Here is a 25,182-nt window from a genome sequence, read left to right as displayed (position 1 = left end):
AGCGGAGTGCGTGGTGGCCGGGGTTTCTTTATCGACGCCGGGCAGGAGAGAAATAGGGGGAGGCATGCAACGCCGGGCGGGCGCCGCGGCTCTTACCTGCAACCCAACCCTTTCTACTTCCTGCTATGAAAACTTCCCTGTTCGCTCCTTTGGCGGCCCTCGCCCTGCTGACGGCCGGCTGCAACCACCGCAAGTGCGACGAACCCATGCCCTGCGTGGCGGGCACCGTGCTGGCCCAGACCTGCATGGCCGGCACCCTCATTCAGCTGCACGGCGCCCAGGGTGGTCAGACCGTGGTGCTCGACCGCGACGGCAGCGGCCCGCGCGAGTACCACCACGTTATTTCGACCTACACCGAGCTGGGCGAGCTAAGTCAGCCCGGCCAGACGCTGCACTTCACTTTCCAGCGCGGCGGCCGCAACCCCGACCTGCGCTGCCTGGCCAACGATGCCCCCAGCGACCTGCCGCTGCATACGCTCCGGAACGTTTCGGCCAACTCGTGCACGGACGGCGCGGCCAACTAGCCTCTGTTTTTGCTCAACGACACGGCCCGTCGACGTAAGTCGACGGGCCGTGTGCGTACTGAGGCTTGCCTAATTCCTAATACCTACAGCCTAATACCTGCGCTAGCTAGGCGGCGGGCGTCTGGATGGCCGGGGGCGTGGGCGTGTACTCGGGCGTGGAGGCCTGGTGCTCGGCCGGACGCTTGCCCTTGTCGTCCTTCACGTCGCGGCGGTTGAAGGGGCGGATGATCAGGCGCAGGGCCTGGTTGGTGCTGAAGTAGCTGAAGGCCCAGTCGATGAAGGCCACCACCTTGTTGCGGAAGCCCACCAGCGTCATCAGGTGCACAAACAGCCAGGTGAGCCAGCCGAAGAAGCCGCTGAAGTGCACGTTTTTGGGCAAATCGACCACAGCCTTGTTGCGGGCCACGATGGCCATGACGCCCTTGTTGTTGTACTGGAAGTCGACCGGCGGCTGACCCTGGGCGAGGCGGCGGAAGTTCTCGGCCAGGTGGGTGGCCTGCTGCTGGGCCACGGGCGCGAGCATGGGCAGGCCGCGGGGCATGTCGTCGGTAACCATGTTGGCCACGTCGCCGATGGCAAAGACGTTGGGCAGGCCCTCCACCTGGTTCCAGCGGTTGACGGTGATGCGCTTGTTGCGGGTGACGGCCGCCTCGGGCAGGCCGGGCAGGGCGGCGCCGTTGACGCCGGCGGCCCAGATCAGGTTTTCGGTGGGAATGAACTCGGTGTCGGAGTAGTAGGCGCGGCAGTCTTCGTAGCGCTTGATGCCGGTGTTCAGGCGCACTTCCACGCCCAGTTCCTGCAAGTAGCGCAAAGCCTCCTGCTGCGACTTGGCCGACATGGGCCCGAGCAGGGCCGGGCCGGCCTCCACCAGGATGATCTTCATCTGGCGCAAATCCAGCTCGGGGTAGTCCTTGGGCAGCACGTGCTTGCGCATCTCGGCCAGCGAGCCGCTGATTTCCACGCCCGTGGGGCCGCCGCCTACTACCACGATGTTCATCAGCGTCTGCCGCTGCTCGGGGTCTTCGGTGAGCAGGGCTTTCTCGAAGTTCTGGAAGATGTAGCTGCGCAGGTTCAGGGCGTTGGGAATGCTCTTGATCTGCATGCTGTTCTTCTCGATGCTCTCGATGCCGAAGAAGTTGGTGAGCGAGCCGGTGGCCAGCACCAGGTAGTCGTAGTGAATGTCGCCGATGTTGGTGTGCACGCAGTTGGTGGCCGTGTCGACGTGCTGCACGTCGGCCATGCGGTAGAAGAAGTTTTTCTGGCCGGCGAAGATCTGGCGGATGGGGTAGGCAATGCTGTCGGCCTCGAGGGCGCCGGTGGCTACCTGGTAGAGCAGGGGCTGGAAGTTGTGGTAGTTGTTGCGGTCGATGACCACTACCTGCACGGGGTCGTGGCGCAGGGCCTTAGCCAGCTGCAGGCCGCCAAAGCCGCAGCCGATGATGACCAGGCGCGGGTGCGCCGATTTGGGAAGGTTCGTATCCATGGCAAACCAGAATGAGGACGGGCCAAGGTAGCCCATTGGGGCGCAATTCAGCCCCTACAACTTTACCGCAAAACGGGGTGGGTGGTTGCGCCGAAGTGGAATAGGCCGGCGCTGGGCGGTGGCATTTGTACTAAGCCTGAAGGAAGCCGGGGCAAGCGAACAAGGTAGGCCCATATTTCCCGCATTGCCGGGGGCTTTACCATTTGCAACAAAACCGGGAAGGCCCTGGCTTGCCGGGTGCGCTGGCGCAGGGGCTCTTCCCGGTTCGGGCGGAAAAAGTCCCGAGCCCGACCCGCCGAAGAAAAATTCGGGGAGCCGGGCTCGGGAGCCTGGGCGGCAGGGGCGGGGCTAGTCCTGCTTTTTGAAGTCGCCGTTTTTGATCTGCTGAATCAGCTGCAGCCAGCTGAAGGGGTTGAGCAGGGGGTTGTTGGTGTAGGGGTTGGGCGCGGTGCCCATGCGGCGCTGCTGGTCGAGCTGCTGGGCCTGCATGGTCTGGCGGTAGTTGGCCATGCTGGTGACGGGCGCGTTCTGGAAGATGCGCCGCAGAATCTGCTCGTTGAGGTTTTCGGCGGTGCGGGTGCCGCGCTCCTTGGGCAGCTCCAAAGCCAGGAAGGCGCGCTTGAAGTCCTTTTCGGTGAGGTAGGGGAAGATGCGCACTTCGGGCAGCACGGTGGCGTCTTCGCGCAGCTGCACGATGACGGAGTAGCTCTGGCGGGGGTAGTCGGCCGGAACGACGATGTGCTGGTTGCGGTAGCCCAGCGAGCGAACCACGATGGAGTCGCCGGCCAGCACGGGCAGCGAGAAGTAGCCGTAGGCGTTGGTGGCGGTGCCGCGCCCGGCCTTGGGCACGAATACGGTGGCGCCGGGCACGCCCAGCAGCGAGTCGCCGGTGGCCACGATGCCGGTGAACTGCACCACGCGCCGCTGGCCCTGGGCCTGGGCCCCGTGGGGCGTCAGCAGCAGGACGGCCGCCAGCGCGGGCAGCAAAAGCTTTAGCAGAAGGGAAAAGCGGGCAAGCAAGGGCATGTCAGACGGTTGCGCGGATAACAAAGATAGGGCTCTTTCACGGAGCTGCCCGGGCGCCCCCGGGCCGGCCGCTTACCTTTGCGCCACGAGCCGCCCGGCGGCTACATAACCCGCAGTTCAGTTAAAAGATGCGTCTCAAACACTTTTCCGTTGCATTCGGACTCGGTTTATTCAAGTCCCTGGGCGACGAGTCGCGGGTGCGCATTCTGCACCTGCTGTGGCGCAACCAGGAAATGTGCATCTCCGACCTGGAGCAGGTGCTGGACTTCACCCAAACCAAAACCTCGCGGCAGCTGGGCTACCTGCGCAACGCCGGGCTGGTGAGCTTCCGCCGGCTCGACAACTGGCTGTTTTACTTTATCAAGGACGAGTACGCCGACCTGTTGCAGCAGCAGCTGGGCTACATGGAGCGCGACGCGCAGCTGGTAAAGGACCAGCAAACCTACCAGACGCTGTGGTCGAACCGCGAGCTGGCCGCGTACAAGCTGCAAAACCGCCACTGGACCGGCACGCCGCGCTCCTGAACCCGCTTGCTATGAGCTACCAGCATCACCTGTTTGTGTGCACCAACCAGAAGAGCGACGTCGGCAAGGACGTGGCCAAGGCTTTCAAGAAGGAGCTGAAGAAGCAGGATTTGAAGCGCCTGCTGGTGGGCGGCAAGAAGCGCAAGAACCGCGTGCAGGCCGTGGGCTGCCTGGACGTGTGCAAGCACTGCAAAAAGGGCTCGGGCGCGGCCATCGTGGTGTACCCCGAGGCCGTGTGGTACGGCGACGTGCGTCCCCAGGACGTGAGCGACATCGTGGCCGAGCACCTGGGAACAGGCCGGCCGGTGAAGCGGTTACTGATTGAGCCCTAGTAACATCCTAAGCATGATTACGCTATCTGTAGGTCTTTGAAGAGCCACGCGAAGAAGGACACCAAGATTAATAGCACCATCATGAACAGAAACAACCAAGTTGCACTTGTCGTCTTGCCCACAGTTGATTCATGTTTCACGATGTGAAATCCTGTCCAGCTTAGCAGTGCAGCTTGCGCCCCAATAGCAAAGGGGAAATGGCTTCCATATAAGGCAAGCAGCAGAATTGCTCCCAACATAGGTAGCCAAGTGCATAGCAGACGAGGGAATGCCTGAAGCATGAAAACAAAATAGTTGCGTTGGCAACCTTCGAAAGTATGAAATCATCGTCAACTGATAGTAGCTCATTGAAAACCTACCGCCACCTTTTTTTCGACCTCGACCACACGCTGTGGGACTTTGAGCGCAACGCCGACGAGACGCTGCGCCACCTCTACGAGCACCACGGACTGGGCCGCTTCGGCACGTTCACGGTGGAGGAGTTTATCGGCCGCTACAGCGAAATCAACCACGCCTTGTGGCGCCTGTACCAGGGCGGCAAAATCGACCAGCACCAGCTGCGCAGCGTGCGGTTTGTGCGCACCCTGGGCAAGTTCGGCGTGCCCGAAGAAGAGGTGCCGGCTACCATCTCGAAGGACTTCACCGACCTGCTGCCGCAGAAGTCGGCCGTGTTTCCCTTCACCTACGAAGTGCTGGACTACCTGCAGGGCCGCGGCTACGCGCTGCACTTGATTACCAACGGCTTCAAGGACATTCAGTACGTGAAGCTGAACTCCTCGCAGCTCACGCCCTATTTTCAGGAAATCGTGACCAGTGAGTGCAGCGGCTGCCTGAAACCCGACCGCCGCATCTTCGAGCACGCCCTGGAACGCGCCGGCACTACTGCCCGGGAGAGCCTGATGATTGGCGACAACCTGGAGTGCGACGTGCTGGGCGCCTACAACGCCGGCATCGACCAGGTATACTTCAACCCCGACAAGCGCCGGCATTCGGCCGAGGTGACCTACGAAATCAGCTGCCTGAGCGAGCTGAAAGGGTTTTTGTAGGCGTTTTCACTGAATTTCAATGGTGGCCTGTACGCCGCTGCGAAAGTGCATGAGGTCAGGCGTCAGCTTGAAGCTGCGGCCGCCCATGCCTTTGCCGTACAGCCCCATGTTGACAGACTGACCCTCGCCCCAGGGCGACTCCATCGAGCCGCTGCTGTTGGTTGACAATTCGGATAGCTGCAACACCGGCCCCCGTTTGGCGCCGATGGTCCGGCACATTTTGTCGGCAGTGGTCAGGGCGTTGCGCAGGGCTATGGTTTGGGCTTCCAGCCGCAGACTGTCGCTTTTGGAGTGGGAGTAGCTCAGGTTGCGGATGCCGTTGATTCGCGTTTCGAGCAGGGTTTCGATGTAAGCCTCGAGCTGGTTCAGGTTGGTCAGCTTAATGGTAAGCGACTGGGTGGCGGAAAAGCCTTTCAGCACCTGCTTGTCTTTCTCGTAGGCGTACTCTTTGCTGGTCGACACGAAACTCGCCCGCACATCCTGCCTGGAGCGCACGAAAGGCTGCGAGGCCGTGATGACCTGTTCGACTACCGCCTGCGTTTCGGCCGTAGCCTCTTTTAGCTTCGGCTTGGAAAACGAGACGTCGACCGTGATTTCGGCCAGATCCGGGTACGTGACGACTTCTCCGTAGCCCGACACGGCCAGCGTGCGACTTACCGGAACCGCTGACTGGGGCAGCTGCTGAACAGTGGTGCAAGCGGCCAGGGCCACGAGAAGGAAAGCGGGCGCAAGTCGGCGCATAGAGGAGGCTGGCAGAGGAGTAGCGCAAAATATAGAATACTTCGCGGGAGAAATAGGCCGCTTCGGCTCGGCCGCGTCTAAATCTTACCTTTGCCCGCTCAACTTTAGCCTTCAACCGCCAACTGACATTCCCCGCTATGGCCAACGGCTTTTTCAACGTCCCCGCCCCCAAGAACGAGCCCGTGAAGGGCTACGCCCCAGGCTCCCCCGAGCGCGCCGAACTCCAGGCCATGCTCAAGGCACTCAAGCGGCAGGAGCGCGACATCCCCATGTACATCGGTGGCCAGGAAGTGCGCACGGGCAACACCCAGCGCATCAGCCCGCCCCACGACCATAAGCACACCCTCGGCCACTTCCACGCCGGCACCGCCGAGCACGTGCAGCAGGCCATCGACGCGGCCCTGGCGGCCCGCCCCATGTGGGCCGAGCTGCCCTGGCAGGAGCGTGCCGCCATCTTCCTGAAAGCTGCCGAGCTGCTGGCCGGCCCCTTCCGCGCCCGCCTGAACGCGGCCACCATGCTGGGCCAAAGCAAGAACGCCTTCCAGGCCGAAATCGACGCGGCCTGCGAGCTGATCGACTTCTTCCGGTTCAACGTGCACTTCATGCAGCAGATCTACCAGCAGCAGCCCGAGTCGGCGCCCGGTATGTGGAACCGCCTGGAGCACCGCCCGCTGGAAGGCTTCCTGTTTGCCCTCACGCCCTTCAACTTCACTTCCATTGCCGGCAACCTGCCCTCGGCCCCGGCCATGATGGGCAACGTGGTGGTGTGGAAGCCCGCCAACACCCAGATTTACTCGGCCCAGGTGCTGATGGAGCTGTTCAAGGAGGCCGGCGTGCCCGACGGCGTCATCAACCTGGTGTACGTGGACGGCCCCACCGCCGGCGACGTGATTCTGAAGCACCGCGACTTCGCCGGCATCCACTTCACCGGCTCCACGGGCGTCTTCAACAGCATCTGGAAGACCATCGGCGAAAACGTGGGCAACTACAAGGCCTACCCCCGCGTGGTGGGCGAAACCGGCGGCAAGGACTTCATCATCGCCCACAAGTCGGCCAACGCCAAGGAACTGGCCACGGCCATTTCGCGCGGCGCCTTCGAGTTTCAGGGCCAGAAGTGCTCGGCCGCTTCGCGCGTGTACCTGCCCTCCAACCTGTACGAGGAAGTGAAAGGCTACCTCGTTGAGGACCTGAAGTCGATGAAGATGGGCGACGTGGAAAACTTCTCGAACTTCATCAACGCCGTTATCGACGAGAAGTCGTTCGACAAGCTGGCCAAGTACGTGGACGCGGCCAAGGCCGACGCGAACGTGGAAATCCTGGCCGGCGGGGGCCACGACAAGTCCAAGGGGTACTTCATCGAGCCCACGATTCTGGTGGCCAAAGACCCCAAGTACGTGACCATGTGCGAGGAGCTGTTCGGCCCGGTGCTGACCATGCACGTGTACGAAGCCGAGCAGTTTGAGCAGGCCCTGGAGCTAGTGGACAGCACCTCGCCCTACGCCCTCACGGGAGCCGTGTTCAGCCAGGACCGCTACGCCATCGATTTGGCCACGCGCAAGCTGGTGCACGCGGCCGGCAACTTCTACATCAACGACAAGCCCACCGGCGCCGTGGTGGGCCAGCAGCCCTTCGGCGGCGCCCGCGCCTCCGGCACCAACGACAAGGCCGGCTCCATCCTGAACCTGCTGCGCTGGGTGTCGCCGCGTACCATCAAGGAAACCTTCGTGCCGCCCGTGGACTACCGCTACCCCTTCCTGGGCGTGGACAACCACGAGGATTTGAACGTGAGCGGCAAAGGCGGCTTCTAAACCGCGCTGCTGATTGACGCGAAAAGCCGCTCCGGGAAATCGGGGCGGCTTTTTGTTGATCAGGCCATTCCGGAATAAGCATCAACTTGGCTGTATGAAAGCGCTCGGGCTGCTCGTGTTTCCTGCTCTGTTGGGTGTTGGTTGCTCTCACCCACTGCCGCACCATTTGCCCGACGCCGCCTATTATCAACAGCAGGAAGCTGATTTGATAACAGCGGTTTGCAATCAGGTAATGAGGCCTACGATTTACCTTATTCCACTTACGAAGCAGGATACAATTGGCGTTTATGACTCCCTGCGCTTTCCTGCTCCTTTACCCGAAAGGGAAATAGAACGGCTTACGCAGAGCTACAAATTGTCGAGCGACTTTATCGCCTTGCTCCGTGATACCGCCAATCGAAATAATTCACCCGACTTAACAGTTGCTCCTCCCCTTCGAGGTATAGCTGCAGGCGTGCCTTTTACACCAAAGCTTATTGCTCCAAGAGACGAGGCATTTGCTACCTACCGATTTTCTCGCGCTGTGTTTAACGCGGAATTTTCTAAAGCTTATTTTCAACTCGCTTTCACTGACCCAGGGGAGGAGTTAGAGGATATATCCTTTGCGAGAAGAGAGCTAATTCCTGGGTAGTACGAGTGAGGGACAACTATGACTCATTCAAAATCTGACTGGTCATAAAAAAGCTGCCCCAGACAACGGGGCGGCTTTTGGCCGGAAATCGGTCGGCTACCTACCCGCGGGCCCGGTCATTAGCTCAGCAAGGGCCTGCTCGATTTCGGGGCGCAGCTGAGCGAGTTGGGCGTGGGCCAGCTCGGGCAGGGAATGGTGCCGTGCCAGCTTCTGGGCCACCAGGTAGCCGAGGTAATAGCCCGCGCGCCCGGGCGTGGCGGCCTGCTCGTCGGTGCCGCCGAGGAAGAAGCGGGCGTAGTCGTCGCGGCTGGTGGAGCCGAGCGCCGCCCGCAGCTCGCGGGCGTAGCGGGGCAGCTCGGCCTGCACCCGGGCGGGCGTGTTGCGCGGCAGTCCAAACAGGTTGACGCCGGCCGCCGAGGGGTTGAGGGCGTGGGCCACGTAGGTGGCCAGACCCTCGCGCCACAAAGCCGCGGCCAGGGTTTCGTCGCGCCCGAAAAACTGGCTGTGGTAAAGGTGAAACAGCTCGTGGTGGAAGAAGGGCTGCGGGTCGGCCTCCTCGCCGTACACGAAGGCAATCATGTCGAGGCCGAAGAGCAGCGCCTGCTCGCCCTGCACGGTGCGGGTGCCGCCGTCGAAGCCGCCGAGCGAGTACAGGAAGTAGATGCGGCCGTGGTAGCGTAGGTCGGGAAATGTCTGGCGGAAGCTGGCCTCGTAGCGCGGCAGGTCCTGGCCAATCTGCCGCGACAGGCGCTCCACCAGGGCCATGCGCGGCTGCACCAGGGGCTGCACCTTGGCGTAGCGCGCGGGCAGGTTTTCGGCGAATGTTTTGTCGGCCGGGCCACCCAGCACGCTTTGGTTGTACACCTCGGGGTAGCGGTCGGCCAGCCGCTGCTGAAACAGGCGCACCTGGGTAGCCTGGTCGTGGTTCTGGGCCTGCTGCCAGAACTCCAGGAAAGCGGGCATCAGGTCGACAACCTGGTAGCCGGCGGCCGGGGCGGCGGAAGCGGCCGGCGCCGGCGTGGGAGTCAGGGCACTGCGGCAGCCGCCGGGCAGCAGGGCGGTAGCCGCCAGGGCCAGCAGGCAGGCGGTGCGAAGCGGGGAAAGCATGGGAAGCGGGGAATGAGCCCAAAAGTAGAGGCTTTCCCCCGGCAATAAAACCGGCCGGCAGGCGCGGGAGCTTCGGTGCAACGGCGCAAAAACACCAAAAGCCGCCCGGCGGCGGCTTCTGGGAATACCCGGTAGCTGGCGCTAGGCGAGCTGGCCGGCGCGGGCGGGCTGGCCGATGGCCTGCAGCAGCGAGTACACCAACTGGTAAGCCTCCCGCAGCTGCTCGGGGTCGGTCAGGGCTTCGTCCTTGGTGAAGGCCAAGCAGATGTCGCCGTCGAGGGTGTCGTTGTTGGGGCCCAGCGTCAGGCGGAAGTCACGGTGCCGCAGCAGCAGGGCGCGGATGGCCTCGTCGGCCAGCACGGCGCGCAGGGCGTCGGGGTCGTTGGTTTTGATGATGAAGGCGTCGTCGACTGCGGGGTAACCCAGCTCAATGTCTTCGAGGCCCAGCAGCTTGCCCAGCTCGTTCATCCAGTTCTGCTCGTGAATGCTGAAGCGCAGCGCGCAGTCGTGGGCCAGCGGGGCCAGCAGGGTAGTGCTTTCGAAGCCGCCCTCGAAGCCGCCGCCCAGGTCGATGTCGATGGCCAGGAAGATGGTGTGGCCCCCCTGGTCGAGGCGCACCGCGTAGTCGAGCAGGGCGTCGTTCTCGTGTAGGTCGGTGGTCAGCTGGTTCCACAGGGCTGCCTCGGTGTCGGCAGTAAGCGTGCGCATGTTTTCCATGGGGGACAAGTGAGGTAAACGGTGACAGAGGCGGCCCGGGCGCGGCAGTGGCTGGGGCGAGCTTAAGTTTACTGCATTCAAAACCACCGGGTTGCGGTTGAGCTGGGATAAATCGGCAGAACCCGGCTCAGCGGGGCGTAAGCCCGCAAAAAGCTTATTGCTGTGCCTAGAGCCAATGTGATACGCCGGGAAAAAGGCGAGGATTATATATTTTTATTTATATAAATAATGATAACTTATGGTGACAACGCTTTTAATGTTGGGTACTGCCATGGCAACACACGAAAGAAGACAGCAAGGCTGGAGCAACCGCCTGGACCGCATGCCCTGGTGGCTGCCGCTGATGATGCTGGTGCTGTTTTACCTACTGGGCTGGGTGCTGCACCTGACGGGCATCACCTCCGGCAACTGACCCCGCCGCAGCCGCCCGCGCCGCCCCAAAACACCGACGCCCGGCCACCGCAGTTCAGCGGTAGCCGGGCGTCGGTGCGTAGCGGGAAATCGGCTACTTCTTTTCTTCCTGCATCTGGCTTTGCATCATCAGCGCCAGCAGCGAATCGGGGAACAGCGCGCTGGAGGCGAAGTTGAGCTTGGCGCCGAAGGTGGGCAGCGAGCGGGCCTCGCCCTTTAGCAGCGCCTCGTAGCCGCCCCGGGCCACTTCCTCGGGCGTAGCCTTGTCGCTCTGCCCGACCTTGGTGTTTTCGGCCCCGGCCACCTTGAAGAAATTGGTTTCGGTAGCCGGTGGGCACAGAATGGTGATGGTAACGCCGGACTTCTGCTCTTTCAGCTCCTGCTGCAGGGCCTCGCTAAAGCTGAGCACGAAGGCCTTGGAGGCGGCGTACACGGCTTGGCGCGGGTTGGGCAGAAACGACACCACCGAGCCCACCTGCAGGATTTTGCCGGCGTCGCGGGCTACCATATCGCGCAAAAACAGCTTGGTCAGCACCATCAGCGACATTACGTTGACGTGCACGATGCCGATTTCCTTCTGCAGGTCGGTTTCCACGAACAGCCCGGCCTCGCCGAAGCCGGCGTCGTTCACCAGCACGTCGATCTGCAGGCCCCGGGCCTTGGTGGCGTCGTAAAGCTGTTGGGGGCCTTCGTGGGTGCTCAGGTCGGCGGCCACCACGGTGGTCTGCAGGCCCGAAAATTCAGCTTTGAGTTTGTTGGCGGCTTCCTGCAGGCCGGCCTCGTCGCGGGCGGCCAGCACCAGGTGGTAGCCGTCGCGGGCAAAGCAGCGGGCCAGCTCGAAGCCGATGCCGCTGGAGGCACCGGTAATCAGGGCGGTTTGGTTGTTGGGCATGATTGGGTAGGGTTTGGGTTGCTGGGTTCAGAATACCGCCGCCCGGCTCAAAGGGTTGCGGGGCCGAGCCCAGTGCCCCACCAGCTGGCCACCCCGGCCGGACTTGCGTACAGCCCGGCGTCAGCTTCTCTGCCCATGCCCACTCCCCGCTACTACATCGGCTGCTCCGGCTTTCACTACCGCGACTGGCGCGGCGTGTTCTACCCGCCCGAGGTGCCGCCGCGGCGCTGGTTTCAGTACTACACCGGCCAGTTCAACACCCTGGAGCTGAACGTGACCTTCTACCGCCAGCCCGAACCCGAAACCTTTCAGAGCTGGTACGAGCAAAGCCCGGCCGACTACCGCTTCGCCGTGAAGGCCCCGCGCCAGGTCACGCACTACAAGAAGTTCGGGCCCGCGGCCGCGCCGCTGCTAGCCGATTTCTACGGGGCGGTGCAGGAAGGGCTGCGCGACAAGCTGGGGCCGGTGCTGTTTCAGCTACCGCCCAAGGCCGCCTATACCGACGAGCTGCTGGGCCGCCTGATCGAGCAGCTCGACCCGGCCTTCGCCAACGTGGTGGAGTTCCGGCACCCCAGCTGGTGGGATGGGGAAGTGCTGCGCGAGCTCACGCGCCACCACATCACCTTCTGCGGCCAAAGCCACCCCTTGCCCCTGCCCGACGAAGTAGTGGTGAACACGCCCCGGCTGTACTACCGCCTGCACGGCGTGCCCGAGCTTTACAAGTCGGCCTACGACGAGGCCTTTCTACAGCGGCTGGCCGGCGAAATCCGGGCGGCGCGGCTGGTGCGCGAGGTATACGTGTACTTCAACAACGGCATTGGCGGCGCGGGCGTGCTCAATGCCCGGCGCCTGCAGCAACTGCTGATGTCAGCCGACTCAGTTGCTCCGGCCGAAACGCCTACAGCATGAAGCCGATTTTGAAGCCGGCGGGCAGGTAGAAGCCGCGGTGGCCGTAGTCGAGCAAACCGGAGCGGTAGTGGCTTTCGGCAAGCTTGGAGCGGAAGTCGCTGCGGCGGTAGCCCACGCCCACGTACAAGTCGAGGCTGATGCGGGTGCCTTCGAGCAAATCCTGGAAGCCGGCTACGGCCGTGGCGCCGTAGCGGTGAATGGTTTCGGTGTAGTCAACCGGGCCGTACTGGTAGTAGAGCAGGCCATCTTCACCCAGCTGCTCCTGCCAGCCGTTTTGCCGGAACGCGAGGTCGAAGCGCTGGAAGTGCGGGCCGTAGCCCAGGTAGAAGCCGGTGAGCGGCGGCAGGCCGGGGCTCAGGTACACGCGGTGCAGCAGTTCGGCGCCGTAGCCGCGCACCTGCTCGTTGTCGCGCCGGGTGCTGCTGGCCGTAATTTCGAGCACCGTGCCGCGGTAAAGCTGGGCCGTGAGCCCCAGGCTTTGGTGGGGGCGCAACGCTTTTTCAACTTCGAGGTGGTAGCCCCGGGCCAGCAGCTGCAGGGCGCTGGACTTGAGAATAACCGTGCGGGCAGACTGGGTGGCGGCCGGAGCCGGGGGCCGCTGCTGCGCCCGGGCCCCCAGGCTGCAGGTCAGCAGCAGGCCGGCGGCCAGCGTGCCGGGTTGGGGTAGCGGTATTCTCATGCTAGCGCGGCGTGATGGGCAGCACGCTCAGCCGGGTGAGGCGGCCGCCGCTGTGCTGGTATTGGTACAGGCCTCCGGGCCCGATGACAAATAAACGGCCTTGATCGGGAATTACGTCGTAGGCCTCGATGGCGTGGTGCTCGGTTTGGGTGAGCGTGGGGCTGAGGCGGGTGTCGAACACCTTCAGGCCGTCGTCGCACACAAACAGCGACTGGTCTTCGGTGCCCAGGCCGTAGGGCTTGGTCATGGGGTAGCTCTGGGCCAGGCGCGGGGCGTTCAGGTCCTGCAGGTCGATAACCTGCAGCTGGTTGATGCCGCCGCCGCAGGTGCGGCCCTCGCGCAAGGTCAGGTAGGCGTAGCGGCCGTCGACCACCACCGGGTCGCAGCTCACGGCGTGCCGGTAAAAGCTCAGCTGCCGGGGCTGCAGCGGGTTGGAGGCGTCGAACACGAACATGCCCATCTGGGTGCCGATGAACAGGTAGGGCGCCTGCGGGAAAATGGTTTCGATGCCCACACCCAGCGGCGTCTGGCCCGCGGGTACGGGAGCGGCCGGGTTGCTCAGGTCGAACACGCGCAGGCTTTGGCCGTCGACGGTGTAGAGGGTGTTGCCCAGCACGGCGAAGCGGGCCATGGAGCCGGCCTTGCCGTTGTCGGCGCCCATGCGGGGGCTGGCCGAGTCGGCGTTGTCGCAGCCCGGCAGCGTGGCCAGGGTCAGCAGCAGCGCGCAGGCGCGCAGAATGGCGGAAACAGACATGAGGCTACTGGTTGATGGCTTGCCAGCCCACGACTACGGCGTCGGCGGGGCGGTTTTCGGGCATGAACTCGGGCTCGAGGTTGGTGGGCTCGGGCGGGGCCAGCTCGGGAAAGGCCCCGCGCACCCGGCTGCGCACGCGCACCTGCGCCGGGTCGCTCACGTCCAGGGTCACCAGGTCCACGGCATTGTCGGCGTAGAGCAGCCCGCCGCGCATCGACACGTCGAGGTTGCCGGGAATGCGCACAAAACCCACGTTGCGCGGCTGGCTCGGATCCTGGTTGTCGATGATGTGCAGGCCCTCGTACCGCTCGTTGATGAACAGGTAGCGGCCCTGGAGGTAGATTTTGCCGGTGTTGTGCAGCGCGCGGGCCGGCTGCAGGGTCACGGCCTGCTCCAGCGAGGCCCGCGACATGAGGATGGGCCGGTAGCGGGGCGGCAGGGGTTCTCCCTCGTCAATTTGAATCCAGCAGCCCGACAAGCCCAGGCTCAGCAGGCCGGCGGAAAGCAGCAGCGCGTAACGTTTTAGCATAGCAGCAGGCAAAAAAGCGGGTAATTTGTATGGGGGAGCCGCCGGCCCGGCCCGGGGTTGCACCAAAGCCGGAAAGTTTTCGGTGCCCGCCAGCCGGGCCGGGGGCGTACCTTAGCCCCATTCGCCGCCTTTTTCTGCCCGCCATGACTCCTGCCGACCCGCTTCCCTTCGACCCCGAGCAGTTCAACCGCCTGGTGCGCGCCCGGCGCAGCATTCACCCACCGCAGTTTGTGCCCGGCCAGCCGGTGCCCGACAGCATTGTGCGGCAGATGCTGGAAAACGCCAACTGGGCGCCCACGCACAAGCGCACCGAGCCCTGGCGCTTCGTGGTGTTCAGCGGGGCGGGGCTGCGGAGACTGGCCGACTTTCAGGCCGCGCTCTACCTGGAGCACCTGGGCGAGCGGGCCGACGAAAAGAAATACCGCAAGCTCAAGGACGGGCCTATGCTGTGCTCCCACGTCATTGCCATCGGCCTGAAGCGCCACCCCGAAGTGCCCGAAGTCGAGGAAATCGAAGCCGTGGCCTGCGCCGTGCAGAACCTGCACCTCACGGCCACGGCCTACGGGCTGGGGGGCTACTGGGCCAGCGGCGGCATCACCTACCTGGAAGCCGCCAAGCCCTTTTTCGGCCTGGGCCTGCACGACCGGCTGCTGGGCTTTTTCTCGCTGGGCTACGTGCAGCAGGAGCCCGGCCGCAACATCCGCCGGCCCGTGGAGGAAAAAGTGAGCTGGGTGACGGAGTAGCCGGCCGCCGGACTAGGGCTGCAGCACCCGGCTGGTGTGGATGAGCTGCTGCACTTTGGCGTCGATTTCGGCCAGGCCCAGGTTGTGAATGCTGCCCAGGTGGGTGGTGCGGAAGGTTTTCTGCGGCACGTAGCGGCCGGCTTCCACGGCCTGGCCCACCTGCACGTAGGCCTCGCGGAAGGGCACGCCGGCCTGAATCAGCTGGTTGATGTTTTCCACCGAGAACACGCCTTCGTACTTGGCCTGGTTGAGCAGGTCGGGCTTGATTTTCAGCTCGGGCAAAGCAAACAGCAGCATGTCCAGAATACCCAGCAGCTGCTGCATGGGCTCGAACAGAATTTCCTTCAGAATCTGAAAGTCGCGGTGGTAGCCGCTGGGCAGGTTGCTGGTGGCCAGCATCAGGGTGTTGGGCAGGGCCTGCAGGGCGTTGCAGCGGGCCCGGATCAGCTCAAACACGTCGGGGTTTTTCTTGTGGGGCATGATGCTGGAGCCGGTGGTAAAGGCCGCTGGCAGCTCCACAAAAGCCAGGTCCTGGGAGTTGTAGAGCACCAGGTCGTAGGCCATTTTTGAAAGCGTGCCGGCCACGCCGGCCAGGGCAAAGGCCAGGGTTTTCTCGGTTTTGCCGCGTAGCATCTGCGCGCCCACGCTGCTCACGGCCAGACTGCCGAAGCCCATTTCGCGGGTCGTCATTTCCCGGTCGATGGGGAACGAGCTGCCAAAGCCCGCGCCCGAGCCCAGCGGGTTCTGGTCGGCCACGGTGTGGGCGGCCTCAAACAAGGCCAGGTCGAGCAGCAGGTGCTCGGCGTAGGCCGAAAACCACAGCCCGAACGAGCTGGGCATGGCCGCCTGAAAGTGCGTGTAGCCGGGCATCAGGTCGGCCTGGTGCTGCTCGGCCTTGCGCAGCAGCACGCGCACCAGCTCCAGCATCAGTCCCGCGGCCTGCCGGGTGTAGTCCTTCAGAAACAGCTGAATGGCGGTGAGCACCTGGTCGTTGCGCGAGCGGGCGGTATGAATCTTCTTGCCTGCGTCGCCAAACGTTTCGGTCAGGTAGGACTCGATTTTGGAGTGCACGTCCTCGAAGCTCTCCTCGATGCGGAACGTGCCGGCCTCGATCTGCGCGGCCAGCTCGCCCAGGCCCTGCTGTAGCTGCGCGTTTTCGGCTGCGGAAATCAGCCCGGCCTGGGCCAGCATGTTGGCCTGCGCCCGCGAGGCCTGCACGTCGAAGCGGGCCAGGTACAAATCCAGCTCCCGGTCGCGGCCCACGGTGAACTGCTCAATCTTCTTGTCGACGGCAATGCCTTTGTCCCAGATTTTCATATTGTCAGAAGCTAAAGCCTTCCAGTAGGTTGATGTAGCCCTCGATGCCCGCGCGCAGTTCGCTGAGCAGGATGTACTCGTCGGGCGTGTGCGAGCGGGCCGAGTCGCCGGGGCCGATTTTTACGGTGGCAAAGGGCAGCACTGCCTGGTCGGACAGGGTGGCTGAGCCGAAGGTTTGGCGGCCCAGTGCCAGTGCGCGCTGCACCAGCGGGTGCTGCGGCGCAATGCCCGAGGAGTTGAGGTGGGTGGAGCGCGGCGTGACCTCGGACTGCATATGCTGGCGCAGCGTAGCCACTACCTGCTCGTTGGAGTAGCACTCGTTGGTGCGCACGTCCACCACGAAGCTGCAACGGTCGGGTACCACGTTGTGCTGCGAGCCGGCCTGCACCTGCGTCACGGTCATCTTCACCGGACCCAGCAGGGGCGAGGTTTCCGGAAACTGGTAGCTGCGCAGCCAGCTGATATCATCCACAGCTTTGTAAAGCGCGTTTTCGCCTTCGTCGCGGGCGGCGTGGCCGCTGCGGCCGTGGGCCACGCAGTCGAGCACCACCAAGCCCTTTTCGGCCACGGCCAGCTGCATCTGCGTCGGCTCGCCCACAATGCCCAGGTCGAGGCGGCCCAGCTGCGGCAGGATGCTGCGGATGCCGCCGGTGCCGGAAATTTCCTCCTCGGCCGTAATGGCGCAAATCAGGTTGAAGGCCAGATCGGCGCGCTCCTGAAAGTGCAGAAACGTGGCCAGCAAACTCACCGCCGAAGCACCCGCGTCGTTGCTGCCCAACCCAATCAGTTGCTCGCCCACCAGCACCGCCCCAAACGGGTCGTAGGTCCAGGAGGCGCCGGGCTTCACCGTGTCGTGGTGGGAGTTGAGCAGGATGGTGGGCTTGGCCGGGTCGAAGTGCCGGTTCCGGGCCCACACGTTGTGACCCGCGCGCTGCGGCGCGGCGCCGTGGCGGCGCAGGAAGTCCACCAGCAAATCGGCCGTGGGGCCTTCTTCCCGCGAAAACGAGGGCGTGCGAATCAGCTCAATAAGTAGCGCGGTGGTCGCGTCGGTGAGGGCGCTCAGCTCCGGCATAGCACGGTCTTGACGGGCTCGTTGATTTTCAGCGCGTGCTCGATGACGACCTGCTCTACGCCCGCCTCGAGGGCGGCGAAGGCGTTGTCGAGCTTGGGAATCATGCCGGCGGCAATAGCTCCCGCGGCCTTGAGCTGCTGGTACTGGGCGGGCGCGATGCGCGGAATCACCGAGCCTGCGTCGTTGACGTCGGCCAGCACGCCGTCTTTCTCAAAGCAGAAGTGCAGCTCCACGGCGTAGCGGGCGGCCAGCGCCTGGGCTACCGTGCTGGCAATGGTGTCGGCGTTGGTGTTCAGCAGCTGGCCCCGGCCGTCGTGGGTGATGGCGCAGAGCACGGGCGTGAGGCCGGCCGTCAGCAGCGTGTGCAGCAGGTCGGTGTCGACGCTGTCTGCGGCCAGGTCGCCCACGAAGCCGTAGTCGATTTCCCGCACCGGCCGCCGCTCGGCCCGAATCACGTTGCCGTCGGCGCCGGAGAGGCCCAGGGCGTTGGTGCCGCCGGCCTGCAGCAAAGCCACCAGCTGCTTGTTGGTTTTGCCAGCGTAGAACATGGTCACCACGTCGAGCGTGGCCGCGTCGGTGACGCGGCGGCCCTGCACCATCTGGGGCGCAATGCCCAGCTCCTGCAGCATCTGGCTGGCGCCCTTGCCGCCGCCGTGTACCAGGATCTTGCGGCCCGGCACGCAACTGAACTCGGCGGCGAAGCGGCGCAGCTGGGCCTCGTCGTCGAGGATGCCACCGCCAATCTTGAATACTTTCAGGCCTTCCCTCATCAAAAAATCAGCACGAAAAAAAGCGGCTTTCCGGCGAACGTATCAGGCCGAAATCCAATCAACTACGCGTTTCAGCGGCCCGCCAGACGCGGTTCATACGCGGAAATGGGCCGGCCGGGGCCGCAAAGTTTCCGAAAAAAAACCTCTAGTTTTGCAACGATTTCGCGGCACACCTCAGTTTAAGCCGCAGAAATTGCCTCTGGCCGCTTAGCGGCATTGAAGCCCGTCAATGATTCGTTTCTCTTCTCTTGCGCACCAGCGACGATCAAACCTGATCGTGCGAATTATGCCAGCCTAGAGCTGGCGTGCCGACCCCCGCGTGCGTTTTTGAAACCGGCGGACCCGCTGCCAGCAGCGGACACAAGAAGAGCTAACCGACGAACAACTGACTGACACGAGTGTAGGACGCGGTCCATGTACTGATGGTGGGTAGACGCAAGCGCCCCGCCTGAGCAAGGCTTTTGCAAGCCTTGCCCGCCCCGCCAACTTTCCCTGGCACCCTTCCCGGATACCGGCCGCTCACCTAGAAGCGGGCTGGTCGTTGCTACCGCCCATCGGGGCTCGTAGCGCCGCGTACCTGAAGCGTACATCTGCTGTTTTTTCCTGAGTCCTGACTTTCTGCCGCGCCCCTTGTGGGGCCGGCACCATTGTCTCCTTCCCGATGATTTTACGAGTTGCTGAGGCTGCCGACGCGCAGTACGTGGACACGCTTTGTCAATGGTACGAGGAATCGGCCCGGCAGCGCGGGGTGGGTATTGCCAAGCGCGACCCTAACTACCTGAAAAAGAAGATGGAGCGGAGTGACGCCATCATCGCCTTCATCGACGGGCAGCTGGCGGGTTTCTGCTACATCGAAACCTTCGAAGACGCCAAGTTCGTGGTCAACTCCGGGCTGATTGTGAACACCGAGCTGCGCAAGGAAGGGCTGGGGCGCGCCATCAAGCACCGCGTGTTTGAGCTGTCACGCACCAAGTACCCGCAGGCCAAGATTTTCGGCATTACCACCTCGGCGGCGGTCATGAAAATCAACACCGAGCTGGGCTACCGCCCCGTCACGTTTCCCGAACTGACCCAGTCGGACGACTTCTGGAAGGGCTGCTCGGCCTGCAAGAACTACCCCATCCTGCAGGAAAACCAGCGCAAAATGTGCCTGTGCACCGGCATGGTCTACGACAAGCTCGACGACCAATTCAGCCAGTCGTCCATCGACTTCATCGAACAACCCCAACGGTAATAAATGAAAAAGGTAGTTCTCGCCTACAGCGGCGGCCTGGATACGTCCTACTGCGTCGTGTACCTGACCAAGGAGCTGGGCCTGGAAGTCCACACGGTCATCGTCAACTCGGGCGGCTTCTCGCCGGAGGAGCTGGCCGGCATTGAAAAGCGCGCCTACGAAATGGGCTCCAAGCGCCACGAGGTGATTGACGTGACAGAGCGGTTCTACCAGCAGTGCCTGCGCTACCTGCTGGCGGGGAATGTGCTGAAAAACGACACCTACCCGCTGAGCGTCAGTGCGGAGCGGATGTTTCAGTCGCTGGCGCTGGCCGAGTACGCCCGCGAAAACCAGGCCGACTACATTGCCCACGGCAGCACCGGCGCCGGCAACGACCAGGTGCGCTTCGACGTGGCTTTCTCGGTGATTTCGCCGAACACCGAAATCATCACGCCCATCCGCGACCTGGGCCTGTCGCGCCAGCAGGAAATCGACTACCTGCAGGCCAACGGCGTGGAGATGAGCTGGGAAAAAGCCAAGTACTCCATCAACAAGGGCATCTGGGGCACCAGCGTAGGCGGCGTCGAGACGCTGACCTCGCGGCAGGGCCTGCCCGAGTCGGCCTGGCCGACGCAGCTGAGCAAGCAGGAGCCGCAGGAAATCAGCATCACCTTCGAGAAAGGGGAGCCGGTAGCGCTGAACGGCGAGCAGATGCGGCCGGTGGACCTCATCGTGGCGCTCAACGAGCTGGCCGGGCAGTACGCCATCGGCCGCGACACCCACGTGGGCGACACCATCCTGGGCATCAAGGGCCGCGTGGGCTTCGAGGCGCCGGCGCCGCTGATTCTCATCAAGGGCCACCACCTGCTCGAAAAACACGTTTCGTCGCGCTGGCAGCTGCTGCACAAGGACTACATCGCCAACTGGTACGGCACGCTGCTGCACGAGGCGCAGTACCTCGACCCGGTGATGCGCGACATGGAAGCCTTCCTGGAGTCGTCGCAAGAGCGGGTGTCGGGCACGGTGTACTTGGCGCTGAAACCCTACCAATTCGAGCTACTGGGCATCGAGTCCAAGTTCGACATGATGCAGTCGAAGGTGGCCACCTACGGCGAAGAGAACAACGCCTGGGATTCGCGCGACGCGAAGGGCTTTATCAAGATTTTCAGCAACCAGCTGCGCATTCACTCTTCCTTCAACGATGAAAATTAAGGTTGGCATCGTCGGCGGGGCCGGCTACACGGCGGGCGAACTGATTCGCATTCTGCTCCGCCACGAGTTCGTGGAGCTGGGCGCCATGGTCTCCTCGTCGAGCGCGGACAAGCCAGTGTACCAGGTGCACGACGATTTGATAGGCGAAACGGACTTGCGGTTTGCCGCCGAGCTGGCCGGCGACGAAGACGTGGTATTCCTCTGCCTGGGCCACGGCAACTCCCGCGCGTTTCTGGAGAAAAACTCGCTGCCGGAAACCACCCACGTCATTGACCTCAGCAACGACTTCCGCCTGAGCGCCGACCGCGAGTTTCAGGACCGCGAGTTCGTGTACGGGCTGCCGGAGCTGAACCGGATGCGCATTCAGCAAGCGCAGAGCATTGCCAACCCCGGCTGCTTTGCCACAGCCATTCAGCTGGCGCTGCTGCCGCTGGCCCAGGCCGGCAAGCTCACCGACGACGTGCACGTTTCGGCCATTACCGGCTCGACGGGCGCGGGGCAGAGCTTGTCGGAAACGGTGCATTTCTCGTGGCGCAGCAACAACGTGTCCATCTACAAACCCTTCACGCACCAGCATTTGGGCGAGATAGGGGAGAGCCTGGCGCAGCTGCAGCCGGAGCTGGAGAGCGAAATGCACTTCATCCCGTACCGCGGCAACTTCACCCGCGGCATCTTCGCCACGGTCTACACGCCGTCGGATTTGACGCAGGACGAGGCACGAGCTCTTTACAAGGAGTTCTACGCCGACGCCGCGTTTACCGCCGTGTCGGACGCGGAAGTGCACCTGAAGCAGGTGGTCAACACCAACAAGTGCCTGCTGCACGTGCAGAAACTGGGCAAGCAGCTGCTCATCACCTCGGTTATCGACAACCTGGTAAAGGGCGCTTCCGGCCAGGCCATCCAGAACATGAACCTGCTCTTCGGCCTGCCCGAAACGACGGGCCTTCACCTGAAATCGGTGCTGTTCTAGTGAAACACCAAGCCGCGAATCATGTCTAGCGAAATCCGTCTTTTAGCCGAGGTGCTTCGCTGCGTTCCATCGGGGTCTGTCTGGCATATCTCCAGTGACTCTTGGGCCAGCATCAAAACAGCTTTTGGTGACCTTCTCTTCGATAATTCCGGTGACTGGCAGGTAAGAATTACGGATGAAAACAGAAGTGCCGTCATTCAAAAAGCTGAGGAAGAGGAAGTAGCGGAAAAAGGAATTCACATGGATATAGAGTCGGAGGACCAGACAACTCTATTTCAGAGCTACGACGCAATGTGTGGCATTATCATCAATGCGAAGTTTTACAATGGTTTAAACCCGGATAATATTCCGGATGATTTGGAAATAGGGTTAGGCTAACGTTTCGAACCGACAGCTTTTGCAGTAACGAAAAAGACATGGAGCTTTTCAACGTTTATCCGCTCAACGACATCACGCCGGTGCGCGCCCTCGGGGCGCAGCTCTGGGACGATAAGGGCGCGCAGTACCTCGACTTCTACGGCGGCCACGCGGTCATCAGCATCGGCCACAGCCACCCGCACTACCTGCGGCGCATTACCGAGCAGCTGCAGCAGATCGGCTTCTACTCCAACTCGGTGCACATTCCGATTCAGCGCGAGCTGGCCCGGAAGCTGGGCGAGGTGTCGGGCTACGCGGACTACGCGCTGTTTTTGTGCAACTCGGGCGCCGAAGCCAACGAGAATGCGCTGAAGCTGGCCTCGTTTCACACCGGCAAAAGCCACGTTATTGCGTTCAAAGGCGCATTTCACGGGCGCACCTCGGGCGCGGTAGCGGCCACCGATAACGCCAAAATCGTGGCCCCCTTCAACGCCGGGCACCAGATCAGCTTCCTGCCCTACGACCTCGCGGACGTGGAGCGCGTGCTGCAAGGCGGGCAGACCTGCGCGGTCATCATCGAGCCGATTCAGGGCGTGGGCGGCATCATCATGCCCTCGGATGAGTTTCTACAGGGGCTGGAGCAGCTGTGCCGGCAGTACGGTGCGGTGCTCATCGCCGACGAGGTGCAGAGCGGCTACGGGCGCAGCGGCAGGTTCTTTGCGCACCAGCACGCCGGCGTGCGGCCGGGCATCATTTCGGTGGCCAAGGGCATGGGCAACGGCTTTCCCATCGGCGGCATCCTGATCGGGCCGGATTTTAAGGCCTCGTACGGGCTGCTAGGCACCACCTTCGGCGGCAACCACCTGGCCTGCGCCGCCGCGCTGGCCGTGCTGGAAGTCATCGAGCAGGAAAACCTGCTAACCCACGCCGCCGACATGGGCGAGTACCTGCGCACCGAATTACTGGCCCACGCCGGTGCCCGGGAAGTGCGCGGCCGCGGCCTGATGGTGGGCATCAAGTACGACTTCCCCATCAAGGACCTGCGCGACCAGCTGCTGACGAACTACCACATCTTCGTGGGCAACGCCTCCGACCCTGGGGTGCTGCGCCTGCTGCCACCGCTGAACATCAAGCGGGCGGAGGTAGACCAGTTTCTGCAAGCGTTGTACGTCCTGATTCCGGCCGAAGCCCGAACGGCGTAGAGACGCATACTTGGCTAGCGCCTTCCGGCGGTTGCGTCTCTTCGTTGAACGGTCCGCGTTGAACGACTTATCACGGCCGCGACGACGCGGCTCCCAACAGCATCAGCAACGATTGAGGCGCAAATATGCGTCTCTACATTCCTTTCCACGTTGACCAAGCAAGTAAAACTCGTCCTGGAAGACGGCACCGAAATCCAGGGCCAATCTTTCGGCGCCTTCACCTCGGCCGCGGGCGAAGTGGTGTTCAGTACGGCCATGACCGGCTACCCCGAAAACCTCACCGACCCGTCCTTCGCCGGGCAGATTCTGGTGCTGACCTACCCCATCGTGGGCAACTACGGCGTGCCGGGCGAGGAGCTGTACGAGTCGATTTCCCGGATTTTCGAGTCGGACAAGATTCACGTAGCCGGGCTGGTGGTCAACTACTACTCCGAGGAGCACAGCCACTGGCACGCCGCCAAGAGCCTGGGCGAGTGGCTGGCCGAGTACAACATCCCCGGCATCTTCGGCGTCGACACGCGCATGCTCACCAAGAAGCTGCGCGAGAAGGGCGCCATGCTCGGCAAAATCGTGGCCCAACAGGACGTGCCCCTGCACGACCCCAACCAGGACAACCTGGTGGCCCAGGTGAGCCCCGACGGCGTGCAGCACTACGGCACCGGCAAAAACAAAATCGTGCTGGTGGACTGCGGCACCAAGACCAACATCATCCGCTGCTTCCTGGAGCGCGACGTGGAGCTGATCCGCGTGCCCTGGGACTACGACTTCAATCAGCTCGACTACGACGGCCTGTTCCTGAGCAACGGCCCCGGCGACCCGAAAATGTGCGTGCCCACCATCGAGCACCTGCAAAAGGCGCTGCAGCAGGACAAGCCCATCTTCGGCATCTGCCTGGGCTCCCAGCTCATGGGCCTCGCGGCCGGCGGCGACACCTTCAAGCTCAAGTACGGCCACCGCAGCCACAACCAGCCCGTCAAGCTCACCGGCACCCAGCGCAGCTACATCACCAGCCAGAACCACGGCTTCGCGGTGGACACCGCCACGCTGCCCGCCGAGTGGGACATGCTGTTCGAGAACCTGAACGATGGCACCTGCGAAGGCATCAAGCACAAAACCAAACCCTTCTTCTCCACCCAGTTTCACCCCGAAGCCGCCGGCGGCCCCCAGGACACGGAGTTTCTGTTTGACCAGTTTTTGGAGGAGGTAGAGAAGTATAAGCAGGCGTCAAATGCTTAGCGCCTTGATTACGACCAAGTCATTGGCGTTGGTAGCAATTGTCGGTTCCGTGCTGATAGTCGCCACTTACACTCCCGAAACGCCGCCTGAGCTGCAGTTCGATAAAGAGAGTTGGACGAAGTATAATGACGGTGAGGGCACCTATCCTTACCGAGACAGGATGCTCAGAGACTTGGTCGAGCATCATCAACTAAAGGGGCTGACCTACAAGCAACTTATTGATTCGATTGGCGAGCCTAGCAACTATGGTCAGGGAGATGACAGCATAGTTCAATACCTGATTTTTGAAGGTTTTGAGTCGGATATCGACCCAGTTCACGGCAAAACGCTCGACCTGACATTAGGCCCGGATTCAGTTGTAAGCTCTTACAAAATCACGGAATGGTAAGCACTATAGCACGTCATGCTGTGCGCAGTCGAAGCATCACTACCACTTCGTTAGCTCTTTGTAGCCGCTAAACCTGATGAGCACTGCTTCGATGTGGATTGAGCACCTTGTAAATCCCAAAACAATAACAAGTATTTACTCGACGGAGCCGCCATCGTTGGCGCAAGTGCAGCTGTCTGGGGTGTCTATTGTTTGTGGCGGTGACCTACAATGTAAGCTCCACTTTGATTTGAAGGATTTTCCAACTGATGCCCCCATCAAATGGGTACAGCGGAAATACAATACGGTTCAACTAAGCTTGAACCTGATTCGAACCGAGCTAGTCCGGTGTACTATTCCTAGCGGAAGCGGCATAGGAGACTTGAGTATCATTCATGATGGCACACGCTTTCAGGTAACGTTCACCACCCAGCCGCAAGGAGTCGTTTTTCAAGCAACGGCTACTTGGATACATGTCGATAACATATCAGGCTACCAAAAAGAACAAGCTTAGTTGACTGCCCAACGAAGCGGTAGAGATGCTTCGACTCCGCTCAGCATGACGCTCTAACGACGTCGTTCTAACCAACACAAACCCTCACGCCGGCAG

The 25,182-nt window shown here is 62.5% G+C and carries 29 protein-coding genes; 17 read left to right on the top strand and 12 right to left on the bottom strand.

Features of this window, described 5'->3' with window-relative positions:
• Positions 1 to 125 precede the first annotated feature (125 nt).
• A complete protein-coding gene (locus tag ACE191_RS11130; RefSeq protein WP_400192279.1) occupies positions 126 to 524 on the top strand; it encodes a hypothetical protein in 399 nt (132 codons plus the stop codon).
• 106 nt (positions 525 to 630) lie between these two features.
• Here the strand turns inward: ACE191_RS11130 and ACE191_RS11125 are convergent, their stop codons facing one another.
• Positions 631 to 2,007 (bottom strand): NAD(P)/FAD-dependent oxidoreductase, encoded by a 1,377-nt coding sequence (locus ACE191_RS11125; protein WP_400192278.1) that lies wholly within the window; start codon positions 2,005 to 2,007, stop codon positions 631 to 633.
• 348 nt (positions 2,008 to 2,355) lie between these two features.
• Positions 2,356 to 3,033 (bottom strand): carboxypeptidase-like regulatory domain-containing protein, encoded by a 678-nt coding sequence (locus tag ACE191_RS11120; RefSeq protein WP_400192277.1) that lies wholly within the window; start codon positions 3,031 to 3,033, stop codon positions 2,356 to 2,358.
• 128 nt (positions 3,034 to 3,161) lie between these two features.
• Here ACE191_RS11120 and ACE191_RS11115 point away from each other — a divergent pair, with 128 nt between their 5' ends.
• From ACE191_RS11115 to ACE191_RS11105, 3 genes are all read left to right on the top strand, one after another.
• Positions 3,162 to 3,557: an ArsR/SmtB family transcription factor gene (locus tag ACE191_RS11115; RefSeq protein ID WP_400192276.1), complete on the top strand. Its 396-nt coding sequence runs from the start codon at positions 3,162 to 3,164 to the stop codon at positions 3,555 to 3,557.
• 11 nt (positions 3,558 to 3,568) lie between these two features.
• The gene (locus ACE191_RS11110) at positions 3,569 to 3,889 is read left to right on the top strand and encodes a (2Fe-2S) ferredoxin domain-containing protein (RefSeq protein WP_400192275.1); all 321 of its coding nucleotides are present in this window, start codon (positions 3,569 to 3,571) and stop codon (positions 3,887 to 3,889) included.
• A gap of 347 nt (positions 3,890 to 4,236) precedes the next feature.
• A complete protein-coding gene (locus tag ACE191_RS11105; protein ID WP_400192274.1) occupies positions 4,237 to 4,935 on the top strand; it encodes a YjjG family noncanonical pyrimidine nucleotidase in 699 nt (232 codons plus the stop codon).
• Positions 4,936 to 4,941: 6 nt separating this feature from the next.
• Here ACE191_RS11105 and ACE191_RS11100 read toward each other — a convergent pair whose 3' ends face one another.
• Positions 4,942 to 5,676, bottom strand: a complete 735-nt coding sequence (locus tag ACE191_RS11100) for an SIMPL domain-containing protein (RefSeq protein WP_400192273.1) — start codon at positions 5,674 to 5,676, stop codon at positions 4,942 to 4,944.
• Positions 5,677 to 5,813: 137 nt separating this feature from the next.
• Here ACE191_RS11100 and pruA point away from each other — a divergent pair, with 137 nt between their 5' ends.
• Both pruA and ACE191_RS11090 read left to right on the top strand, forming a co-directional pair.
• Complete coding sequence (gene pruA, locus ACE191_RS11095; protein WP_400192272.1) at positions 5,814 to 7,484, top strand: L-glutamate gamma-semialdehyde dehydrogenase; 1,671 nt, start codon at positions 5,814 to 5,816, stop codon at positions 7,482 to 7,484.
• 166 nt (positions 7,485 to 7,650) lie between these two features.
• Entirely contained in the window at positions 7,651 to 8,115 is a 465-nt protein-coding gene (locus ACE191_RS11090) for a hypothetical protein (RefSeq protein ID WP_400192271.1), read from the top strand.
• A gap of 96 nt (positions 8,116 to 8,211) precedes the next feature.
• Here ACE191_RS11090 and ACE191_RS11085 read toward each other — a convergent pair whose 3' ends face one another.
• Positions 8,212 to 9,222 (bottom strand): DUF2268 domain-containing putative Zn-dependent protease, encoded by a 1,011-nt coding sequence (locus ACE191_RS11085; protein ID WP_400192270.1) that lies wholly within the window; start codon positions 9,220 to 9,222, stop codon positions 8,212 to 8,214.
• Between the two features lie 141 nt (positions 9,223 to 9,363).
• The gene (locus ACE191_RS11080) at positions 9,364 to 9,939 is read right to left on the bottom strand and encodes a hypothetical protein (protein WP_400192269.1); all 576 of its coding nucleotides are present in this window, start codon (positions 9,937 to 9,939) and stop codon (positions 9,364 to 9,366) included.
• A gap of 271 nt (positions 9,940 to 10,210) precedes the next feature.
• Between ACE191_RS11080 and ACE191_RS11075 the strand changes: the two genes are divergently transcribed.
• On the top strand, positions 10,211 to 10,351 hold the full coding sequence (locus ACE191_RS11075) for a hypothetical protein (RefSeq protein WP_400192268.1): 141 nt from the start codon (positions 10,211 to 10,213) through the stop codon (positions 10,349 to 10,351).
• Positions 10,352 to 10,444: 93 nt separating this feature from the next.
• Here the strand turns inward: ACE191_RS11075 and ACE191_RS11070 are convergent, their stop codons facing one another.
• On the bottom strand, positions 10,445 to 11,242 hold the full coding sequence (locus ACE191_RS11070) for an SDR family NAD(P)-dependent oxidoreductase (protein WP_400192267.1): 798 nt from the start codon (positions 11,240 to 11,242) through the stop codon (positions 10,445 to 10,447).
• 135 nt (positions 11,243 to 11,377) lie between these two features.
• Between ACE191_RS11070 and ACE191_RS11065 the strand changes: the two genes are divergently transcribed.
• Entirely contained in the window at positions 11,378 to 12,151 is a 774-nt protein-coding gene (locus ACE191_RS11065) for a DUF72 domain-containing protein (RefSeq protein WP_400192266.1), read from the top strand.
• On the opposite strand, the gene ACE191_RS11060 is transcribed toward ACE191_RS11065, so the two are convergent.
• The 3 genes from ACE191_RS11060 to ACE191_RS11050 are packed head-to-tail and all read right to left on the bottom strand — an operon-like array spanning position 12,141 to position 14,113.
• Positions 12,141 to 12,830, bottom strand: coding sequence for a DUF3575 domain-containing protein (locus ACE191_RS11060; RefSeq protein WP_400192265.1), 690 nt, complete (start codon positions 12,828 to 12,830; stop codon positions 12,141 to 12,143). The genes ACE191_RS11065 and ACE191_RS11060 overlap by 11 nt on opposite strands.
• Position 12,831: 1 nt before the next feature.
• Positions 12,832 to 13,584, bottom strand: a complete 753-nt coding sequence (locus tag ACE191_RS11055) for an LVIVD repeat-containing protein (protein WP_400192264.1) — start codon at positions 13,582 to 13,584, stop codon at positions 12,832 to 12,834.
• 4 nt (positions 13,585 to 13,588) lie between these two features.
• Positions 13,589 to 14,113 carry a hypothetical protein gene (locus ACE191_RS11050; RefSeq protein WP_400192263.1) on the bottom strand — a complete coding sequence of 175 codons (525 nt, stop codon included), beginning with the start codon at positions 14,111 to 14,113 and terminating at the stop codon, positions 13,589 to 13,591.
• A gap of 143 nt (positions 14,114 to 14,256) precedes the next feature.
• Between ACE191_RS11050 and ACE191_RS11045 the strand changes: the two genes are divergently transcribed.
• Complete coding sequence (locus ACE191_RS11045; protein WP_400192262.1) at positions 14,257 to 14,856, top strand: nitroreductase; 600 nt, start codon at positions 14,257 to 14,259, stop codon at positions 14,854 to 14,856.
• A gap of 12 nt (positions 14,857 to 14,868) precedes the next feature.
• Here ACE191_RS11045 and argH read toward each other — a convergent pair whose 3' ends face one another.
• The 3 genes from argH to argB are packed head-to-tail and all read right to left on the bottom strand — an operon-like array spanning position 14,869 to position 18,015.
• Positions 14,869 to 16,173 carry an argininosuccinate lyase gene (argH, locus tag ACE191_RS11040; RefSeq protein ID WP_400192261.1) on the bottom strand — a complete coding sequence of 435 codons (1,305 nt, stop codon included), beginning with the start codon at positions 16,171 to 16,173 and terminating at the stop codon, positions 14,869 to 14,871.
• 4 nt (positions 16,174 to 16,177) lie between these two features.
• A complete protein-coding gene (locus ACE191_RS11035; protein ID WP_400192260.1) occupies positions 16,178 to 17,245 on the bottom strand; it encodes a M20 family metallo-hydrolase in 1,068 nt (355 codons plus the stop codon).
• Positions 17,233 to 18,015: an acetylglutamate kinase gene (gene argB, locus ACE191_RS11030; RefSeq protein WP_400192259.1), complete on the bottom strand. Its 783-nt coding sequence runs from the start codon at positions 18,013 to 18,015 to the stop codon at positions 17,233 to 17,235. Before argB ends, ACE191_RS11035 begins: the two co-directional genes overlap by 13 nt.
• Before the next feature lie 661 nt (positions 18,016 to 18,676).
• Here argB and ACE191_RS11025 point away from each other — a divergent pair.
• The 8 genes from ACE191_RS11025 to ACE191_RS10990 all read left to right on the top strand — a co-directional run bounded on the left by ACE191_RS11025 (position 18,677) and on the right by ACE191_RS10990 (position 25,086).
• Positions 18,677 to 19,249 carry a GNAT family N-acetyltransferase gene (locus tag ACE191_RS11025; RefSeq protein WP_400192258.1) on the top strand — a complete coding sequence of 191 codons (573 nt, stop codon included), beginning with the start codon at positions 18,677 to 18,679 and terminating at the stop codon, positions 19,247 to 19,249.
• A 3-nt stretch (positions 19,250 to 19,252) separates the two neighbouring features.
• Positions 19,253 to 20,440: an argininosuccinate synthase gene (argG, locus tag ACE191_RS11020; RefSeq protein WP_400192257.1), complete on the top strand. Its 1,188-nt coding sequence runs from the start codon at positions 19,253 to 19,255 to the stop codon at positions 20,438 to 20,440.
• Entirely contained in the window at positions 20,430 to 21,410 is a 981-nt protein-coding gene (argC, locus tag ACE191_RS11015; RefSeq protein WP_400192256.1) for an N-acetyl-gamma-glutamyl-phosphate reductase, read from the top strand. The genes argG and argC overlap by 11 nt, the downstream gene beginning before the upstream one ends.
• Before the next feature lie 21 nt (positions 21,411 to 21,431).
• The gene (locus ACE191_RS11010; protein WP_400192255.1) at positions 21,432 to 21,788 is read left to right on the top strand and encodes a hypothetical protein; all 357 of its coding nucleotides are present in this window, start codon (positions 21,432 to 21,434) and stop codon (positions 21,786 to 21,788) included.
• 38 nt (positions 21,789 to 21,826) lie between these two features.
• Positions 21,827 to 22,969, top strand: a complete 1,143-nt coding sequence (locus tag ACE191_RS11005) for an aspartate aminotransferase family protein (RefSeq protein WP_400192254.1) — start codon at positions 21,827 to 21,829, stop codon at positions 22,967 to 22,969.
• A gap of 150 nt (positions 22,970 to 23,119) precedes the next feature.
• A complete protein-coding gene (carA, locus tag ACE191_RS11000) occupies positions 23,120 to 24,205 on the top strand; it encodes a glutamine-hydrolyzing carbamoyl-phosphate synthase small subunit (protein ID WP_400192253.1) in 1,086 nt (361 codons plus the stop codon).
• 4 nt (positions 24,206 to 24,209) lie between these two features.
• Positions 24,210 to 24,593, top strand: coding sequence for a hypothetical protein (locus tag ACE191_RS10995; RefSeq protein WP_400192252.1), 384 nt, complete (start codon positions 24,210 to 24,212; stop codon positions 24,591 to 24,593).
• Positions 24,594 to 24,669: 76 nt separating this feature from the next.
• Positions 24,670 to 25,086 (top strand): Imm50 family immunity protein, encoded by a 417-nt coding sequence (locus ACE191_RS10990; RefSeq protein WP_400192251.1) that lies wholly within the window; start codon positions 24,670 to 24,672, stop codon positions 25,084 to 25,086.
• Positions 25,087 to 25,182: the final 96 nt, after the last annotated feature.

This window comes from Hymenobacter sp. B81, assembly GCF_044628455.1.
GTDB lineage: Bacteria > Bacteroidota > Bacteroidia > Cytophagales > Hymenobacteraceae > Solirubrum.
This window is presented reverse-complemented; position numbering and strand designations above follow the sequence as displayed.

Excerpts from the sequence above, each read along its gene's own strand:
- ACE191_RS11065 (WP_400192266.1), top strand. The coding sequence starts at position 11,378 with ATGCCCACTCCCCGCTACTACATCGGCTGCTCCGGCTTTCACTACCGC.
- ACE191_RS11055 (WP_400192264.1), bottom strand. The coding sequence starts at position 13,584 with ATGTCTGTTTCCGCCATTCTGCGCGCCTGCGCGCTGCTGCTGACCCTG.
- ACE191_RS11070 (WP_400192267.1), bottom strand. The coding sequence starts at position 11,242 with ATGCCCAACAACCAAACCGCCCTGATTACCGGTGCCTCCAGCGGCATC.
- ACE191_RS11080 (WP_400192269.1), bottom strand. The coding sequence starts at position 9,939 with ATGGAAAACATGCGCACGCTTACTGCCGACACCGAGGCAGCCCTGTGG.
- ACE191_RS11010 (WP_400192255.1), top strand. The coding sequence starts at position 21,432 with ATGTCTAGCGAAATCCGTCTTTTAGCCGAGGTGCTTCGCTGCGTTCCA.
- argB (WP_400192259.1), bottom strand. The coding sequence starts at position 18,015 with ATGAGGGAAGGCCTGAAAGTATTCAAGATTGGCGGTGGCATCCTCGAC.
- ACE191_RS11115 (WP_400192276.1), top strand. The coding sequence starts at position 3,162 with ATGCGTCTCAAACACTTTTCCGTTGCATTCGGACTCGGTTTATTCAAG.
- ACE191_RS11100 (WP_400192273.1), bottom strand. The coding sequence starts at position 5,676 with ATGCGCCGACTTGCGCCCGCTTTCCTTCTCGTGGCCCTGGCCGCTTGC.
- ACE191_RS11085 (WP_400192270.1), bottom strand. The coding sequence starts at position 9,222 with ATGCTTTCCCCGCTTCGCACCGCCTGCCTGCTGGCCCTGGCGGCTACC.
- ACE191_RS11005 (WP_400192254.1), top strand. The coding sequence starts at position 21,827 with ATGGAGCTTTTCAACGTTTATCCGCTCAACGACATCACGCCGGTGCGC.
- ACE191_RS11125 (WP_400192278.1), bottom strand. The coding sequence starts at position 2,007 with ATGGATACGAACCTTCCCAAATCGGCGCACCCGCGCCTGGTCATCATC.
- ACE191_RS10990 (WP_400192251.1), top strand. The coding sequence starts at position 24,670 with ATGAGCACTGCTTCGATGTGGATTGAGCACCTTGTAAATCCCAAAACA.
- ACE191_RS11050 (WP_400192263.1), bottom strand. The coding sequence starts at position 14,113 with ATGCTAAAACGTTACGCGCTGCTGCTTTCCGCCGGCCTGCTGAGCCTG.
- ACE191_RS11060 (WP_400192265.1), bottom strand. The coding sequence starts at position 12,830 with ATGAGAATACCGCTACCCCAACCCGGCACGCTGGCCGCCGGCCTGCTG.
- argH (WP_400192261.1), bottom strand. The coding sequence starts at position 16,173 with ATGAAAATCTGGGACAAAGGCATTGCCGTCGACAAGAAGATTGAGCAG.
- ACE191_RS11110 (WP_400192275.1), top strand. The coding sequence starts at position 3,569 with ATGAGCTACCAGCATCACCTGTTTGTGTGCACCAACCAGAAGAGCGAC.
- pruA (WP_400192272.1), top strand. The coding sequence starts at position 5,814 with ATGGCCAACGGCTTTTTCAACGTCCCCGCCCCCAAGAACGAGCCCGTG.
- ACE191_RS11075 (WP_400192268.1), top strand. The coding sequence starts at position 10,211 with ATGGCAACACACGAAAGAAGACAGCAAGGCTGGAGCAACCGCCTGGAC.
- argG (WP_400192257.1), top strand. The coding sequence starts at position 19,253 with ATGAAAAAGGTAGTTCTCGCCTACAGCGGCGGCCTGGATACGTCCTAC.
- ACE191_RS11045 (WP_400192262.1), top strand. The coding sequence starts at position 14,257 with ATGACTCCTGCCGACCCGCTTCCCTTCGACCCCGAGCAGTTCAACCGC.
- ACE191_RS11035 (WP_400192260.1), bottom strand. The coding sequence starts at position 17,245 with ATGCCGGAGCTGAGCGCCCTCACCGACGCGACCACCGCGCTACTTATT.
- ACE191_RS11130 (WP_400192279.1), top strand. The coding sequence starts at position 126 with ATGAAAACTTCCCTGTTCGCTCCTTTGGCGGCCCTCGCCCTGCTGACG.
- ACE191_RS11120 (WP_400192277.1), bottom strand. The coding sequence starts at position 3,033 with ATGCCCTTGCTTGCCCGCTTTTCCCTTCTGCTAAAGCTTTTGCTGCCC.
- ACE191_RS11025 (WP_400192258.1), top strand. The coding sequence starts at position 18,677 with ATGATTTTACGAGTTGCTGAGGCTGCCGACGCGCAGTACGTGGACACG.
- argC (WP_400192256.1), top strand. The coding sequence starts at position 20,430 with ATGAAAATTAAGGTTGGCATCGTCGGCGGGGCCGGCTACACGGCGGGC.